The organism is Occallatibacter sp. (genome assembly GCF_036502485.1).
Classification (GTDB): Bacteria; Acidobacteriota; Terriglobia; order Terriglobales; family Acidobacteriaceae; genus Telmatobacter.
This window is the reverse complement of the sequence record NZ_DASXYM010000008.1, coordinates 35,651-52,011: the sequence shown is the minus strand read 5'-3', so window position 1 is coordinate 52,011 and position 16,361 is coordinate 35,651. Positions and strand designations below refer to the sequence as shown.

Below are 16,361 nucleotides of genomic sequence, written 5' to 3'. Positions count from 1 at the left end.
GCTGCTTTTTCAGGACCCCAATTCCGATCCAGGGTTGCTCTGACGGTTCAAATTGCCTGCCAATACCAGGCGGCCATGCTCCAGACGTAAAACCCGGGAACATCGGCCAGCCAGATCCATGTTGTGGGTTACAAGTACGGAGGTTAACCCGTGCGTAGCGTGAATGTGTTGAATAAGCGCAAAGACCTGGCGAGCAGTTGTCTCGTCCAGGTCACCCGTAGGTTCGTCTGCCAGTAAGAGTCGTGGTTGGTTCACCAGGGCCCGGGCCAGAGCCACGCGCTGCTGTTCCCCGCCTGAAAGTTCCCCCGGGCGGTGGTCGCGGCGATCGTCGAGGCCAACCTCATGTAACCAGTTGGATGCTGAATCCATGGCTTCGCGTTTGGATAAACCGCGAGCCAGCAATGGCATCGCCACATTCTCCTGAGCCGTGAACTCCGGCAGCAGGTAGTGGAATTGCCAGACGTAGCCGATTTCGCGATTGCGGAAGGCCGCGGCCTGCCGGGGACTTAGAGTTGCCACGTTGGTTGAGGCGCAGTATACGCTGCCCGCGGAGGGGGTATCAAGCGCTCCGAGGATGTGCAAGAGTGTGCTTTTACCGGCGCCGGACTGGCCCACGATGGCGACCATCTCGCCGGGTTGAACCTCGAGGGTAAGGTCGCGAAAGAGCGTGAGCTCTCCCCGCGCGGTGCGATACGTCTTTTCGAGTTTTTTGACCTGGACGATGGGACCGGCAGGCCGCGCGTCTGGGCCCCGCGGAGAACGGGTGTCCGTTGTGGCAGCCGCTGAGGAAGGCTCTGGCATCCTTCCTTTCTATTCTAACGTGCGGCAGAGGGGGTGGCGGGCGGGGCATTCAGCCGGCCGCGGGGACCGGTTCCGATTTGAGATCGGCGTCTGGCACAACTGCCAGTGTGAGGAGACGCGGAGGCCCGGTCTACAGTGAAGAGTGGCCGTAAGGGCCTCAAAGGCGACTGAATTTGCCGGAGCGTTCGCTGCGACTTCAGGGCAGGCGCGCGGCAGCCCCGGCAACGGAGCCCAGCCATGATCAGTGAGTCGATCGCCAGTTCTGAAACGAACGCCACGCCGATCCAGGTAATCACGAGCCCGTTTGTGCGATTTGCGCGCATGGAGGCGGCTGGGGGGATTGTCCTGCTGGCGAGCACGGTGGCGGCCCTGATCTGGTCGAATTCGCCCTGGCACCAGAGCTACCACAATTTGCTGGAAACTCCGCTGACTGTGGGGTTCGGCCCGTTCGTGGTGACGGAGAACCGCCATCACTGGATCAACGACGGGCTGATGTCCCTGTTCTTCTTCCTGGTTGGGCTGGAGATCAAGCGCGAATTCCTGGTGGGGGAGCTTTCGTCGCTGCGGAGGGCGGCTTTCCCTTTCATAGCGGCGCTGGGTGGGTTGATCGTTCCTGCCATCCTCTTCATTTCGATCGCCCGTGACGCTGCGTTTCAGCGGGGCTGGGCGATTCCGATTTCGACGGACATTGCCTTCGCCCTTGGTCTGTTGGCCATTCTGGGCTCGCGGATTCCGACGGCGCTGCGCGTGTTTGTGACGGCTCTCGCGATCGTCGATGACATCTTCGCTGTGGGCGTGATCGCGATTTTCTATACCAGCGAAATCAATTACTGGAGCCTGGCGATAGGCGTTTCGGGGGTTCTGCTGTCGGCGGTCGCGAATGCACTGGGGGTTCGCAAGCCCATGGTGTACGGGGTGATTGGGGTGGCGGTGTGGTGGGCGGTGCTGAACTCCGGGGTGCATGCAACGATTGCGGGGATCCTGCTTGCTTTTACCATTCCGGCACGCAACTTCCTGGAGAAGTCAGAGTTTGTGGAGCAGACCGAATGGCTGCTGGCGCGGCTGAAGAAGGCGCGGCCGGGGTCGTTTGAAGAGCATTCGATCATTCACACGCTGGAGCAGAAGGCGGAGCTGGCGGATTCTCCCCTTCACCGGATCGAAGTGGGGCTGCAGCCATGGATTGCGTTTTTGGTGATGCCGCTGTTCGCCATGGCCAATGCGGGCGTGGATCTGAGGCACAATCTGGCTGCAGGCCTGACCCACCAGGTTGCGTGGGGAATTTTGATCGGGCTGTTTGTCGGCAAGCCTGCGGGCATCTGGATGTTCGCGTTCCTGGCCGCGCGGACGGGGATTGCGACGCGGCCGGCGCATGTGTCGTGGAGAAAGATGTTTGGAGCGGCGTGGCTGTGCGGAATCGGGTTCACGATGTCGTTGTTTGTGGCCGGACTGGCATTCGACGATGACTCGCTGCTGAGCGTGTCGAAGATCGCCATTCTGGGAGCGTCGGTCCTCTCAGGCGCAGCGGGATCTATCGTGCTGGCCACGTCCGGCAAGAGCGCGAACGAGGACCTCACAGCCGAAGGACTGGAGAGCAGCGAAATTCCGGCGGGATCGAACTAACAGACCTGCGTCGGGGCGATGGACCGGTCCGCAGGCGCATCTTAGCGCAAGTGCTCAAGATCTTCGGGCACGTCGATATCTAATTCGCCTTGTTCAAAGGGAACGTCAATCACCTGTTTGAGTGGGTCTGCGAGCAGTTTCCGTGCGCCCACATCGCCTGACAACTGCATCAACTGGCTGCGGGCGTGCCACGGAAATAGGGCGGGCACGCCGCGGACGCCGGCATACGTGGAGGCGACGATAGTGTCTGCGAAACCGTCGACGAGGCGCGACAGATGCTCAGAGGTGAGGCGTGGCTGATCGCACGGCATGATGAGGACGCCGTCGAGGTCAGGAGCAATCCCTTCGAGGGCTGTGAGTCCGACGCGCATGGAACTGGCGATGCCTTCCTCCCACTGATCGTTCTCAATGATCACTGTCCGGCTAGCGGCGAGGGCCGCGCGGACGGCATCGCTTTGCGCACCGAGGACGGCGATGATGGGTTCCAGATTGGATTCTTGAGCTATGCGAACTGCGCGGGCAATCAGGGTCTCGCCTTTGTACTGGAGGAGTTGCTTGGGTTGGCCGAGGCGGCGGCTGGCTCCGGCGGCCAGGATGACGGCGGCGATGTTGGGGCGATTCATACCTGCGCATCCGCATCGTTGTGCATGACGATGAGCAGAACCAGCGCGACGATAACGAACATGCGGAAGGCCTCCTGCTGTCCGTTCCAGGTGGGCGACTGCCACATGAGGAACCACTCGCCGCCGATGCAGAGGAAGGCAACCAGCCACATGAGCAGCGACAGCGTGAGCCCGAGGACGGGGATGCGCCTGGCGGCGTTGAATGTGACTGCCGGCCCGCGCAGGGCGCGGAACAGGTAGACGGCTCCGCACCAAAGAAGGACCGTGATCGCTGCTTCCCATGCAATGATTCCGATGTAGAACGCGAGGTGGAACGCGGGTGTTCCGATGGCGCGCCAGTGCGCGTGATTCGTGGAGAACGTCGAGTCCATCACGAGGACGTGGCGAACGAACTGGTAGTTGGAGTCGAAATCGGTAAGGTTGTTGAACACAACCAAAGTGTGGAACAGCGCGAGCGCGGTGAGCAGCAACAGCTTGGCCGTGCGCGTGATCATTTCGACCTTTCCACCATGGATTTGCAGGATGGATCCCGGATCGAGGGTACACCATCGCGCAGCCGCCGTTGTGAGCGCGCATGCATGGAAGCGCCCTGGACCGGCGCAGGCTTGCATCTCATTCGAGGGAGTTACTTAGAATCTCAGATATGACGGTTCCATTGGGTAACATCCGCAACCTTCGCAGTGCACTGGCAAATGACGTGACTACGCCGACGCGGCTGGCTGAAGCCGCGCTGGCCAATGCCAATCAGAACTCCGGCCACAACACTTATCTGTGGCAGGACGCCGAGTGGACGCTGCGTGAAGCGGAGCGAGCCGAACAGATGCAGCGCGGCGAAGGCGGCCCTTTTGGCGATGGGCGCGATGTGCTGTGGGGGCTTCCGGTGTCGGTGAAAGACTGCTTCGACCTGGCGGGGGCGTCGACAAGCTGCGGGACGAAGTTCTACCGCGAACAGAACGGCGTTGCGGAGCGGGACTCCTGGGTAGTGGAGCGACTTCGTGCATGCGGCGCCGTGATCACCGGCAAGACGCACCTGCATCCACTGGCCTACGGGATCACGGGAGAGAACCCCGAATTTGGCGATTGCCTGCAGCCCGGGAGAGAGGATGCGCTCACGGGAGGTTCGTCGTCGGGCGCGTGCGCCAGCGTGATGGAAGGGTCGGCGGTGGCAGCCATCGGGACCGATACGGGCGGATCGGTGCGGGTTCCGGCGGCGCTGTGCGGGCTTGCTGGATATCGGGCGTCGCTGGGGCGAGGCGACTGGCGGGGTGGCGCGCACCTGGCGCAGTCGTTCGACACGCTGGGCTGGCTGTTTGCGGATCTCGAGGAAGCGCCGCTGCTGGCCGCGTTTTATGCGGAGCACGAACCTGCGCTTATTCGCGCCTGCGGCCAGTTTGCGATTGTCGGGGATGATTTCCTTCAGGATTGCGAGCCCGAGATTGTTGCGGAGTATCGGGCTACGACTCGCCAGCTTGAAGAGCTCGGCCTGCGCGTGAGCCAGGCGGACGTCGGGTGGTGGGGAGAGGCTCAGGAGATCTTTGCGCCGATTCAGGCATGGGAGGCGGCGGCGCTTCATCGCGGAAATTTCGAGCACTTCGAAGGTGCTATCCGGGAGAGGCTTGAGTGGGGCGCGCGCATTACTCCGGACGAGATAGGGAAGCTGCGACAGCGGCATCAGGCATTCAGAGCGCGAATGGATGAGTTGTTTGGCGAGCATTCATTGGTGATGCTGCCGGCAGCGCCGGTGGCGAAGCTTGCAGCGGGCGCAGATCACAGCGCAACGCGGGCGCGGCTGCTGCGCTACACGGCGCCAATCAGTCTGGCAGGCGCGCCGGCAGTGACGATTCCCTGCTCAGGCCCCGGTTTTGGTGGTGGCATGCAGATTGCGGCGGCGCGGGGGCAGGATGAGGCGCTTCTGCAGCTGGTGGCGTTGCTGGGGGCGAGGCGGAAGGCATCTGCTCCGGTTCTCAATGCATGAGAAGAGCCAGAGCGGAGAGTCAGGCCTTGTGGTTTCCCATCCTGTCGCCAGAAACAAGACGACAGGATGGGGCGCGGAGGGTTCGTGGCCGGGCACGGAGAAGGGCGTTTAGATTTGTGACGAGGCCAAAGGGCTCAGGATCAGGTTGCTGATGTTGCTGACGATGGATTCGAAAGCGTATTTCGGATCGTTCGAAAGCTTCTTCCAATCTGGATTGCCGCTGAAGGTGGCCCAGTGCGTGTTGAGTTGGGCGAGATCCTCAAAGCTCAGCATGTAAGTGAGGCTGGGCATACGCGGACCTAGCAGCGTGTCGCCAAAGAAGACGTTGTCGAAGCCTGCCGCCTTGAACAGTTCGAACTCGCCAGAGTTGAACATTTCCACTTTGCGCACGTGATCGCGGAAGCTGGGGCTCTCATAGGTGCGGAGCTGGTACACGCGCTTGGCGCCGGCGGTGTGGGGCGGAGGCGTGATGCGAGGCCAGCCTTCAAAAGCCGAAAGCAGGGTGGAGTCTGTGCGGACGAACGCGGGAGCGGTTGCAGGCGCGCTCCAGAAGGGCTCGGCGGCCTTCATGAAGGTGTCATCTTTGGCGAGCGCGAAGTCGAGTGTGGCGAGGTCCTCGGCTGAGCGCGAGGGGATGAGCACGTAGTAGGTCGGCGTCTCCGGGCCGATGTCGAGGCGGAAGGCGCCTACCGGGCCCATGGCGTGCTTTGCAAGCGCGGGGACGAGCGCCTCGTTGATGTAGTGTTCGGTGAGGCTGTTCTGAGGACCGCTCTGCAGGAAGTAGCGGCGCAGCAGGTAGTATTCGCGACCGGGCGCGGAAGGCGCCTGTGCAGCCGCATCACGGGAGAGGACGACGGCCGACGCGGCCAGAGAAGCGGACAGAAACTTTCGACGATGCAATTTGACCTCCGCGAGCAAGGATAACGCAACGCGTCGGCTACTCTTCGCCGATGTCCTCGTTCCAGACATCCGGATGCTGCGCGATGTAGGTCTCGATAGGTTCGCGGCATGGAGCGCTGTCGAGGTCGATTACGGTGACGCCGTTTTCGCGCAGCCACTCGATGCCGCCCGGAAACGTGCGGCTCTGGCCCACCACTACGGTACCGATGTGGAACTGGCGCACCAGACCGCTGCAGTACCAGCAGGGAGCGAGCGTGGTGACCATGATGCATTTGCGGTAGCTGCGCCGACGGCCGGCGCGGCGGAAGGCATCGGTTTCAGCGTGGATGCTGGGATCCCCCTGCTGCACGCGGCGATTATGGCCGCGGCTAAGGAGTTCGCCAGCTTCAGTGAAAAGCGCCGCGCCGATGGGAATGCCGCCCTCGGCCAGGCTGTACCTGGCTTCTTCCATGGCCACCTGCAACATCGCTTCGTAGCGGGTACTGTCCATTTTTGCCGTCCTGATTTCTCGCCGTGGCAGGCCGGTCCTCATCATCCCACACTCACGGTCCGACTCCAGGCAAAAAAGCGCCGGGCCTGCCATTCCGGCAGGCCCGGCATGCGGATGAAGCGGAACAGGAGCCCCGAACCGGCACCGACTGCCAGCGCCAGCAACGCGGAGACGACGAGCGAGTAGTTGAACAGCCAGAAGCAGACCCCGAAAATCAGGGGCGAACAGCGCGCAACCCAAGGTGCGTGTTTTGGGTTTGAGCACCATGAACAGGATGGCTGCGCAGCCGAAGCCGACCAGGGGAGAGATCAGGACGAATTCGAATCCGAGGGCAATGAGCAGGGCCGTGCCCAGCAGAACATACGGCCAGGTGCTGCGCCGAGGGTTACATTCCCCAGGTCGCCCGCCACGTGAAAGCCGATATAGCCCAACCCGCCAAGCAGCGCGATGGCGACAATGACGCCGCTGATCCAGGAGGGCATCCCTTTTTTCTTATCGAGCAGAGTCCCGCCGGGCGTTGCGGATTGGACTGCAATTGCCATGTCAGCCATACATCGCTCCATTCGCGATCAGTTGGATTTATAGAACGGACAGAGGGGAAAACCGAGGACTGGAATTACTTAGAGGTACTCCGCAGAGATGAAAGCGGCATGAAGAGGGCGTGAATGGAGTGTGCGGCCGGTTGGATTGGAATGTCTGCCGGCGGGGCGGAAACGGAGCAGAGAAGGATTGCCATGTCCTGCGGCTCGCCTCGATCGCGGGTTGCGCGAATCTTAAGAAATGTAAACGGCTTCCCGGCGAGAGACAGGCAAAAAGGAAGCATGTGATTGATCTATCAGTCACTTAAGCCTGAGCGCGGAGGCGGTTCTGAGTCGCGAAGGCGTATTGACTTTGAGCGCGCTCCGAGGAGTAGGTTGAGGATATGAGAGACGCTGGTTACACGATTCGCACCATGGCGCAACGTTGTGGGATGACGGCGCACACTCTGCGCTACTACGAGCGCGTGGGCCTCATTCAACCTGTTGGGCGAGCGCACAACGGTCATCGCCGGTATTCCGACGAGGACGAGGCGTGGCTCAACTTTCTGCACTGCATGCGGGCCACCAACATGCCTATCCGCGAGATGCAGCGTTATGCGGCTCTGCGCGAGCGCGGTGAAGAGAGCTCGCTGGAGCGGCGGAGAATCCTCGAAGAACACCGTGCAGTCATCGCAGAGCAGCTGGCGGCTCTGGAAAGGGCGCACGCGCTGCTCACCCATAAGATTGAGAACTACCGGGCGATCGAGGAGCGGATTGGATTGCGGAGGTCCGCGGCTGTGGAAGCGGAGCCTAGCCCTGACATGATTTCGGCGTAGGCTGTTTTTTGCCTGCGACGCTGTGACGTTTGACGTAATCGCATCCGAACCTCGGATCTTCCCCGAAACGAGCCCAATTGAACGAATCTGCACGGACCTCCATCCATGCAGCTGGCAACATCCGGCCTGGTTCGTGTGGCTGGGCTATGACGCTGCATGTTCAGCTTCGCCGACGTTTTGATCACACGAAGATGTGCCCGTTCCCTTCGCAATTCGAAAGCGTTACTATAGGCACGGCGCCTCGTTACGAACCTGGGCGACGCCTTTTTGAGCCTTGATTCTCTTCCCTTTGTTCCTGCCGGATTTCGAGAGGCGGAACTTTGAACCGGGCTGACTGAAATTCACGCTCCCTGTCCCAAGGAGGTCGTTGTGGCAGACACACCGAACTTGCGCTTCAAGCATTTGCGCGGCCGTTTTTCGACCAAGTCACAGGAGTGCGCGACGGAAACGGCCGGCGACGAACGGCAATCGATTGACTTGGAACCGCTGCCGCCTGAGGACGCCAAAGGGCGGCTGAGCCGGCGATCGTTCCTGTCAGGATTGGGCGCCACGGGTTTACTGGCGGGAGCCGTTCCGCTGGCGCACGCCGAGCCGGCCGCCGAGCCGGAAACCGTCGAGGAAGAAGCCGCTCCTTCGGGGATCAACACCGCGAATGTGACCTTGCGGATCAACGGCAAGGACTATCCGATGCGCAACCTGGATACGCGCGCCACGCTGTTGGACACGCTGCGCGAGCGCATTCATCTGACGGGAACGAAAAAGGGCTGCGATCACGGCCAGTGTGGCGCATGCACTGTGCACGTCAACGGGCGCCGCGTGAACAGCTGCCTGTCATTCGCGGTGATGCATGAAGGCGACGACATCACCACGATCGAGGGTATCGGCCAGCCCACGAACATGCACGCCATGCAAGCTGCGTTTGTGGAGCACGACGGCTATCAGTGCGGCTACTGCACGAGTGGCCAGATCATGAGTGCGGTGGCGCTGCTGAAGGAGCCCATTGGGCCGGCAGACGAGGATATCAAGCACGCCATGGCCGGCAACATCTGCCGCTGCGGCGCGTACTCCAATATTGTTGCGGCCGTGCGCCAGGTACGCACGATGAAGGCTTAGGCCTGAAGGAGAGCAACGAATGCAGACCTTTCAGTACACAAAGGCGCCCAGCATCGACAAGGCTCTGGCAGGGCCGGCTGGAGCGAAGTTTATCGCCGGCGGCACCACGCTTGTGGATTTGATGAAGCTGCACGTGGAGCAGCCTTCGGGACTGGTGGATATTAACCTGGTTCCGCTGGACAAGATTGAGAAGCTGCCGGATGGCGGGCTGCGAATTGGCGCGATGGTGCGCAACTCCGACCTGGCATGGAATGAGGATGTGAAGAAGGATTATGCCGTGCTGTCGCAGGCGCTCCTCTCCGGGGCCTCGCCGCAGCTGCGCAACATGGCGACGACGGGCGGGAACCTGCTGCAGCGGGTGCGCTGCATGTACTTTCGTGAGCCGAATGCGGGAACGCCTGGGGGCTACGGCTGCAACAAGCGCACGCCGGGTTCAGGCTGCGCGGCCATGGACGGATTTAATCGTATGCACGCCGTGCTCGGCACCAGCGAGCAATGCATCGCGACGCACCCCTCTGACATGTGCGTGGCCATGGCGGCACTCGAGGCGGTGATCCACACCGAGGGACCGAAGGGCAAGCGGACGATTCCGATTGCCGAGTTCCACAAGCTGCCCGGCAACACACCGCACATCGAGAACGCGTTGGAGCCGGGTGAGCTGATTACGTATGTGGATCTGCCGAAGCCGGTCTCTGGAGCGAAGTCTGTCTACCTGAAGCTGCGTGATCGCGCCAGCTACGAATTCGCGCTGGCGTCGTGCGCTGTGGTGGCGAAGGTGGAAGGCGGCCGCATCCATTATGTACGCGTGGCGATGGGTGGGGTGGGAACGAAGCCGTGGCGGTCGCACGAATCGGAAGCTGCGCTGATGGGCAAGTCTGCAAATGCGGAGACCTTCCGGCATGCGGCCGAAGCAGCACTGACGGGAGCGAAGCCGCACAAGGACAACGCGTTCAAAGTTGAACTGGCGAAGCGCTGCGTGGTGCGCACGCTGAAGATGGCCACCGCAACGGCATAGGACCGGAGGAGATCATTATGGCAACGGCACAAATCCCCCAGGGCGAAAGCATCATTGGCGCCGCCGTGCCGCGCATTGACGGGCCGCTGAAGACCACGGGCGTGGCGCGCTACTCTCTCGATCATCACTTTCCGAATCTTGTGCACGGCGTACCTGTGCAGGCCACCGTCGGCCGCGGCCGTATCCGCAAGCTCGACACCTCCGCCGCGGAGAAGATGCCGGGCGTGCTGCTGGTGATGCAGCACGGCAAGCTGCAGGACGTCTATCGCACCTACCGCGGGCAACAAGACGCCAGCATGGCCGAGGCGCGGCCGCCGTTTGAAGACGACAAGATCTACTACTGGGGACAGTACGTGGCAGCGGTCGTGGCGGAGACACTCGAGCAGGCCAAGGAAGCGGCTGCAGCGATCAGGGTGGAGTACGATGCGGAATCGCCGGATGTTCGAACCGATCTGAGCGCCGGCTACGACGGGCCGCATGACAGCAGTTGGAAGCGCGGTGATCCGGACAAGGCGCTCACTGAGGCGCCGGTGACGGTGGACGCGACCTATGTAACGCCGGTCGAGACGCATAATCCAATGGAGATGCACGGCACGGTCGCAGTGTGGGACGGCGAGAACATCACTCTCTATGATTCGTCGCAAGGGGTGGTCAGCCATCGGACCGTGATGTCGGAGGTCCTCAACATCCCGCGCGAGAACGTGCGGACCATTTCGCGGTTCATTGGATCGGGATTTGGCGGCAAGCTCTCGCCGTGGCCGCAATGCACGCTCGCAGCAGCGGCAGCGCGCACGCTCAATCGCCCAGTGAAGGTCAGCGTGGATCGCCGCATGATGTTCACCAACGTGGGGCATCGCCCGCGCACGCAGCAGCGTATCCGCCTGGGTGCGACCAGGGACGGCAAGCTCACGGCAATCCGTCACGATTTTTTTACGGAAACTTCGCTGCTGGATGATTTTGTGGAGCACTGCGGAGAGCAGACGCCGTTCCTCTATAGCTGTCCGAATCTTGAAGTAACGACGGCGATGACGCGCCGCACCGTGGGCACACCGGCGCCCATGCGCGGCCCCGGCGCGGTACCCGGGCTGTATGCACTGGAGTCGGCCATCAACGAACTGGCTGACGAGCTCAATATAGATCCGGTCGAACTGCGCCTGAAGAATGATGCCGAGCGAGACGAAGGCACCAACAAGCCGTTCTCATCGCGGCACTGGAAAGAGTGCCTCACCACGGGTGCTGAGAAGATTGGATGGAGCAAGCGCACCTCAGGCGTGGGGTCGATGAGACGCGATGGCAAGATTATCGGCCTTGGCGTGGGCAGCGCCTCGTGGGGGGCGGCGCGCATTCCTGCAACGGCTACGGTTGAGTTGTGCCCCAACGGGCGCGTGTGCGTGCGCTCTGCCACCCAGGACATCGGTACCGGAACTTACACGCTCTTTGCGCAGGTAGCGCATGCAAAGACGGGCGTTCCGCTGGACCGCATCGATGTGTTTCTCGGCGATACCAACCTGCCCGATGGTCCAACATCGGGTGGTTCCATGGTGACGAGCGCGATTTTGCCGGCGGCCACCATGGCGGTGAATCAAGCTGTATCGCGACTGCTGCATATCGCGGCGCAGACACCGGGCTCGCCGTTCCACGGTACGAAGCCCGATAGCCTCACCATCGCGCAGGGACGCGTGATGGCAAAGCAGGGGCAGCCGCAGGTTGTGGGCGCCGCTTACCATGGCAGCGCTGATCCGAGTTCGAACGGTATGCCGTTCGAAGAGGTGTTGCGGATCGCGAATGTGGGAAGTATCGCCTCGACCGGCAAGACATTTCCGTCATTTGAGGACCCAAAGGCGAAGCAATATTCGATGCACTCCTTCGGCGCGCACTTCGCTGAAGTCGAGTGGGATCCCGAAATTGCGAGGCTGCGCGTGAGCCGTATCGTATCTGTATTCGATTGCGGCAAGATCATCAACATGGGCCCTGCGAAGAACCAGATCCTGGGCGCGGCGATCATGGGCGTGGGCATGGCCCTGCTTGAGGAAACGGTTTACGATCCGCGTACCGGGCAGCCCATCAACGGCAACTTTGCCGACTACCTGGTGCCCACGTGCGCCGATCTGCCCGATCTAGACGTCACGTACCTCGACTATCCAGACCTGATTGTCAACGAGTACGGGGCGCGCGGCGTGGGCGAGATTGGCATGGCAGGCGTGGCTCCCGCGATCACGGAGGCTGTGTATCACGCAACGGGCGTTCGCGTTCGCGAACTGCCTATCCGTATCGAAGATCTGCTGCAGTCGAAAACCACTTAGGTTTGAGGAATGAACGCATGAGCACGACACCGTCACCGGTTGCAGCATCGATCATTGGCAAGGCTACGCCGCGGATTGACGGGCCGCTGAAGACCACGGGCACAGCGGAGTACGCGGCCGACTTTCACTTCGACCGCATGGTGCACGCGGTGCCGGTGACCGCGGCGATTGGCAACGGACGCATTGCGAAGCTCGACGCGTCTGCTGTTGAGAGCATGCCGGGCGTGCTGCTGGTGCTGCACCACGGCAACATCGGGCCGCTCTACCGTACCGTTCCGGGTGACGACAACGCCACGAACAGTGAGGTTCGCTCTGCCTTCGAAGATGAAGTGATCCGCCATTGGGGCCAGTACGTCGCGGTGGTGGTCGCGGAAACATTGGAGCAGGCCTCGGCTGGGGCCGCCGCAGTCAAAGTTGAATACGAAGCGCAGACGCCGAACGTGAACATGAAGCTGGGCGACTACGACGGAAAGCGTAAGTCCGTATCGAAGCGAGGCGATCCGGATGCGGCGTTTGCGTCCGCGCCGGTCAAGGTGGATGCTGTTTACAACACCCCGGTGGAGACGCACAATCCCATCGAACTGCACGCCTCAGTCGCCGTGTGGGACGGCGACAGCGTGACCATGTATGAGACATCGCAGGGCGTTGTGAATCACCGCGTAGTGATGGCGCAGACGCTTGGGCTCCCTCTCGAAAATGTACGCGTGATTACGCGGTTTCTAGGATCCGGCTTTGGGGGCAAGCTGTTCCCATGGCCGCATGCCGCGATGGCCGCGGTCGCAGCGCGGCGCCTCGACCGCCCTGTCAAGCTCAGCGTGACGCGGCGCATGATGTTTTCTTCGGTCGGCTATCGCCCTCACACCGAACAACACGTCAAGCTCGGCGCCACTCGAGAAGGCAAGCTTCTAGCTCTGCGTCACGACTATCTCAACAATACGTCTCTGCTCGACGATTTCGATGAGGGCTGCGGAGAGGCTACTCCGCATCTTTACAGCGTTGCCAATCTTGAAGTCACCAGCGCGCAGCCGCGGCGCAACATGGGTGCGCCCATGTGGATGCGCGGCCCCGGGGCCGTGCCCGGGCTGTACGCGCTGGAGTCGGCAATGAATGAACTAGCCGACGAACTCAAAATGGATCCACTGCAGTTCCGACTCCTCAATGACGCCGAGAAGGACGAGAGTCACGACAACATTCCGTTCTCCTCGCGCCATCTGCGCGAATGCTACGAAGTGGGCGCGAAAAAATTTGGCTGGGAACGCCGTACGGGCGGGATCGGCTCCATGCGCCGCGAGGGCAAGATTCTTGGCTGGGGCATGGGCGGCGCAAGCTGGGTGGCGATACAGCTTCCCTGCACCGCCACGGTTGAATTCTGCGCCAAAGGACGCCTCTGCGTGCGTTGTGGGACGCAGGACATCGGCACTGGCACGTACACCGTGTTCGCGCAGGTATTGCACGAAAAGACAGGCGTGCCACTGGATCGCATCGACGTGATCCTGGGCGACAGCGGGCTGCCTGGCGGCCCCATGTCCGGCGGCTCCATGGTCACCGGCTCTGTGCTCGACGCGATTGCGAGCGGTGCAAACAACGCCATCAAGCGCCTGCAGCAGATCGCAACCTCAACGGACGGATCGCCGCTGAAAGGTGCATCGCTTGAAACCGTCGCCTTCACCGGCGGTCGGCTGCATAAAAAAGATCAGCCTTCCACCGACGGCGCGCATTTCGCGGATATTCTCAGTGCTGCCAAGCTCGCGCGCGTCTCCGCTGAAGGCAAGACCACACCCACGTGGGAAGACCCGAAGTCGAAAGGCTACTCGCTGCATTCCTTCGGTGCGCAGTTTGTCGAAGTGGAGTGGGACCCGGAGATTGCGCGGCTGCGCGTGAGCCGGGTGGTATCCGTCATCGATGGCGGGCGTATCATCAACCCCAAGGCCGCTGCGAATCAGATTTCCGGCGCTGTGGTGATGGGTGTCGGCATGGGGCTGCTGGAAGAGACGGTCTACGATCCTCGGACAGGACAGCCAATCAACGGCAGCCTGGCCGATTATCTCGTCGCCACGTGTCCCGACGCGCCCGATATCGATGTCACCTTCCTGGATCATCCCGACCCCATCATGGGTGAGTACGGTGCGCGCGGCATCGCTGAGATTGGATTGGCAGGCGTAGCCCCCGCCATCACTGCGGCGGTGTATCACGCCACCGGGGTGCGGGTGCGCGACCTCCCCGTACGTATCGAGGACCTGCTGCAGTCGAAGATTGTGTAGGAAAGATGTTTAATAGATATAAGCTTCATGACGGATTTTGAGCACATTCTGCCCCTGTGGCGCGAATTGGAAAGCGCCGGGGCGGACTACGTGCTGGCGACCGTGGTGGAGGTGCAGGGCTCCAGCTATCGCCGCCCGGGCGCACGCATGCTGTTGTCGGCGGATGGCCGCCGGGCCGGCACGGTGAGCGGCGGATGCCTCGAAGCCGAAGTAGCGAAGAAGGCCTGGTGGCTTACCGAACGCGGCCCACTGGTCGAGCGTTACTCCACCCTTGAAGATGATGGCGATTTGCCTTATGGCTCCGGCTGCGGGGGCGTGATCTTCATTCTGCTGGAACGTCGCGCGACAGCTCGCCCGCAGCTTGAGGCACTGTACGCGGCCTGGTCTGCGCGTGAGCCTCTCGCCATTGCAACGGTGCTTGAGGGCCCGAAAATAGGGGAGCGGATGTTCGCCGGAGCCGAAATGGCTGCTGACGCGCCGACGTTCGCTGCGCCGCAACTTGCTCCATGGCAGGTCGAATTGCAGCAGCTCGCCTATGCTGCGTTCGACGAGCGCAAACCTCGCGACGAGCACATCACGATGAACGGCTTGAATACGCGCGTCTGGGTCGACTATCGTCCCGCCCGGCCCGGCCTTTGGATCTTCGGCGCGGGCGACGATACGAAGCCGCTGCACAAGATGGCCCGCGAACTGGGCTGGTTTGTGGCCGTCGCAGACGGTCGGGTACATTTAGCAACACCGGAGCGCTTCCCCGCCGCAGATGCGGTGATCCCTCTGACAATTTCAGATCTGCCGCATATCGTGCCCAGCGCGCTCGACGTGCATACCGGCGACGCGGCCGTTCTGGCCACGCACAGTTACGAGCAGGACACGCATATCCTCGCTTCCTTATTTCGCCGCGCTCCCCAGCAACGCCCCGCGTATATCGGCATACTGGGCCCGCAGCGACGGACTCGCGAGGCGCTCGCCGATGCCGCGCGGCTGCTCCGCCTGACGCCGAAAACGGAGCTGGTGGATGATTGGCTCGAGGAGATCAACGGGCCCACAGGACTCGACCTCGGCGCCGACACTCCGGCGTCGATTGCGTTATCAATTCTCGCCGAAATTCAAAAGTCATTGACCGCCGCGACAGCACTGCCGCTCAAGCAGGTGCGGGCCATCCGCCTGCCAGCGGAGGCCCGCGAGGGCTGATCCCGGTTAAGCTACCGGCACCGCCAGGTGCGCTTCCACCACTTCGAGGTATTTCGCCAGCCACGCCGGATGCGCGGTCCAGGCCGGAGCGGTCACGAGATTACGATCGACATACGCTTCGCTGAAGTCCAGCTTTACGAAGGTCCCACCCGCCAGCGTCACTTCCGGACCACAGGCCGGATAAGCGTTCAATTTTCGCCCGGTGAGCACGCCAGCGGCGGCCAGCAGTTGCGGCCCATGACAGAGCGCCGCTATGGGCTTGTCGGCGTGGGCGAAGTGACGCACGATGTCGAGCACCCTCTCATTGAGGCGCAGATACTCCGGCGCGCGCCCGCCGGGTACCACCAGGCCGTCGTAGTCGTTCACGTCGATGTCATCGAACGTGGCATTCAGCGTGAAGTTGTGGCCGCGCTTCTCGGAGTAAGTCTGGTCGCCTTCGAAATCATGGATGGCGGTGCGCACCTGCTCGCCGCTCTTCTTGCCGGGGCAGACGGCGTGGACGGTGTGACCCACCATTTGCAATGCCTGAAAGGGCACCATGATTTCGTAGTCCTCGACAAAATCGCCAGCCAGCAATAGTAGCTTTGCAGCTTTCATCAATCTCCTCCATGCGGATGAATGTGGGAATTGGGAACACCACTACGGGATGCTATTGTCGCGCTGCAGATTCAAGGATGCAAGGCATAGCTTGCGGCGGGAGCGCGATCCAATAGCT

Annotated in this window: 15 protein-coding genes; 8 read left to right on the top strand and 7 right to left on the bottom strand. The window is 61.9% G+C overall.

The genetic code is table 11. The features are described 5' to 3' along the window. Positions 1–9 precede the first annotated feature (9 nt). Positions 10–801: an ABC transporter ATP-binding protein gene (locus VGL22_RS01690; RefSeq protein ID WP_465265137.1), complete on the bottom strand. Its 792-nt coding sequence runs from the start codon at positions 799–801 to the stop codon at positions 10–12. A 237-nt stretch (positions 802–1,038) separates the two neighbouring features. On the opposite strand from VGL22_RS01690, the gene nhaA reads away from it, so the two are divergent. Further along, positions 1,039–2,421 (top strand): Na+/H+ antiporter NhaA, encoded by a 1,383-nt coding sequence (gene nhaA / locus VGL22_RS01685; RefSeq protein ID WP_465265136.1) that lies wholly within the window; start codon positions 1,039–1,041, stop codon positions 2,419–2,421. A 41-nt stretch (positions 2,422–2,462) separates the two neighbouring features. Here nhaA and VGL22_RS01680 read toward each other — a convergent pair whose 3' ends face one another. After that, positions 2,463–3,044: a nucleotidyltransferase family protein gene (locus VGL22_RS01680; protein WP_465265135.1), complete on the bottom strand. Its 582-nt coding sequence runs from the start codon at positions 3,042–3,044 to the stop codon at positions 2,463–2,465. Next, a complete protein-coding gene (locus tag VGL22_RS01675) occupies positions 3,041–3,538 on the bottom strand; it encodes a DUF2165 family protein (RefSeq protein ID WP_465265134.1) in 498 nt (165 codons plus the stop codon). The genes VGL22_RS01680 and VGL22_RS01675 overlap by 4 nt, the downstream gene beginning before the upstream one ends. 149 nt (positions 3,539–3,687) lie before the next feature. Between VGL22_RS01675 and VGL22_RS01670 the strand changes: the two genes are divergently transcribed. Beyond that, the gene (locus VGL22_RS01670; RefSeq protein WP_465265133.1) at positions 3,688–5,019 is read left to right on the top strand and encodes an amidase; all 1,332 of its coding nucleotides are present in this window, start codon (positions 3,688–3,690) and stop codon (positions 5,017–5,019) included. A gap of 108 nt (positions 5,020–5,127) precedes the next feature. Here the strand turns inward: VGL22_RS01670 and VGL22_RS01665 are convergent, their stop codons facing one another. The 3 genes from VGL22_RS01665 to VGL22_RS01655 all read right to left on the bottom strand — a co-directional run bounded on the left by VGL22_RS01665 (position 5,128) and on the right by VGL22_RS01655 (position 6,960). Next, on the bottom strand, positions 5,128–5,919 hold the full coding sequence (locus VGL22_RS01665) for an NIPSNAP family protein (protein ID WP_465265132.1): 792 nt from the start codon (positions 5,917–5,919) through the stop codon (positions 5,128–5,130). A gap of 37 nt (positions 5,920–5,956) precedes the next feature. Continuing rightward, a complete protein-coding gene (locus VGL22_RS01660) occupies positions 5,957–6,409 on the bottom strand; it encodes a nucleoside deaminase (protein WP_465265131.1) in 453 nt (150 codons plus the stop codon). A gap of 308 nt (positions 6,410–6,717) precedes the next feature. Next, the gene (locus tag VGL22_RS01655; RefSeq protein ID WP_465265130.1) at positions 6,718–6,960 is read right to left on the bottom strand and encodes a hypothetical protein; all 243 of its coding nucleotides are present in this window, start codon (positions 6,958–6,960) and stop codon (positions 6,718–6,720) included. A gap of 371 nt (positions 6,961–7,331) precedes the next feature. On the opposite strand from VGL22_RS01655, the gene VGL22_RS01650 reads away from it, so the two are divergent. From VGL22_RS01650 to VGL22_RS01625, 6 genes are all read left to right on the top strand, one after another. Beyond that, entirely contained in the window at positions 7,332–7,763 is a 432-nt protein-coding gene (locus tag VGL22_RS01650; RefSeq protein WP_465265129.1) for a MerR family transcriptional regulator, read from the top strand. Positions 7,764–8,132: 369 nt separating this feature from the next. Beyond that, the gene (locus VGL22_RS01645; RefSeq protein WP_465265128.1) at positions 8,133–8,876 is read left to right on the top strand and encodes a 2Fe-2S iron-sulfur cluster-binding protein; all 744 of its coding nucleotides are present in this window, start codon (positions 8,133–8,135) and stop codon (positions 8,874–8,876) included. Positions 8,877–8,895: 19 nt separating this feature from the next. Next, positions 8,896–9,891, top strand: a complete 996-nt coding sequence (locus VGL22_RS01640; RefSeq protein WP_465265127.1) for an FAD binding domain-containing protein — start codon at positions 8,896–8,898, stop codon at positions 9,889–9,891. A gap of 17 nt (positions 9,892–9,908) precedes the next feature. Then, positions 9,909–12,194, top strand: a complete 2,286-nt coding sequence (locus VGL22_RS01635; protein WP_465265126.1) for a xanthine dehydrogenase family protein molybdopterin-binding subunit — start codon at positions 9,909–9,911, stop codon at positions 12,192–12,194. A 17-nt stretch (positions 12,195–12,211) separates the two neighbouring features. After that, a complete protein-coding gene (locus VGL22_RS01630) occupies positions 12,212–14,455 on the top strand; it encodes a xanthine dehydrogenase family protein molybdopterin-binding subunit (RefSeq protein WP_465265125.1) in 2,244 nt (747 codons plus the stop codon). A 27-nt stretch (positions 14,456–14,482) separates the two neighbouring features. Next, a complete protein-coding gene (locus tag VGL22_RS01625; RefSeq protein ID WP_465265124.1) occupies positions 14,483–15,646 on the top strand; it encodes an XdhC family protein in 1,164 nt (387 codons plus the stop codon). Between the two features lie 6 nt (positions 15,647–15,652). On the opposite strand, the gene VGL22_RS01620 is transcribed toward VGL22_RS01625, so the two are convergent. Then, complete coding sequence (locus tag VGL22_RS01620) at positions 15,653–16,243, bottom strand: DJ-1/PfpI family protein (RefSeq protein ID WP_465265123.1); 591 nt, start codon at positions 16,241–16,243, stop codon at positions 15,653–15,655. Positions 16,244–16,361 lie beyond the last annotated feature (118 nt).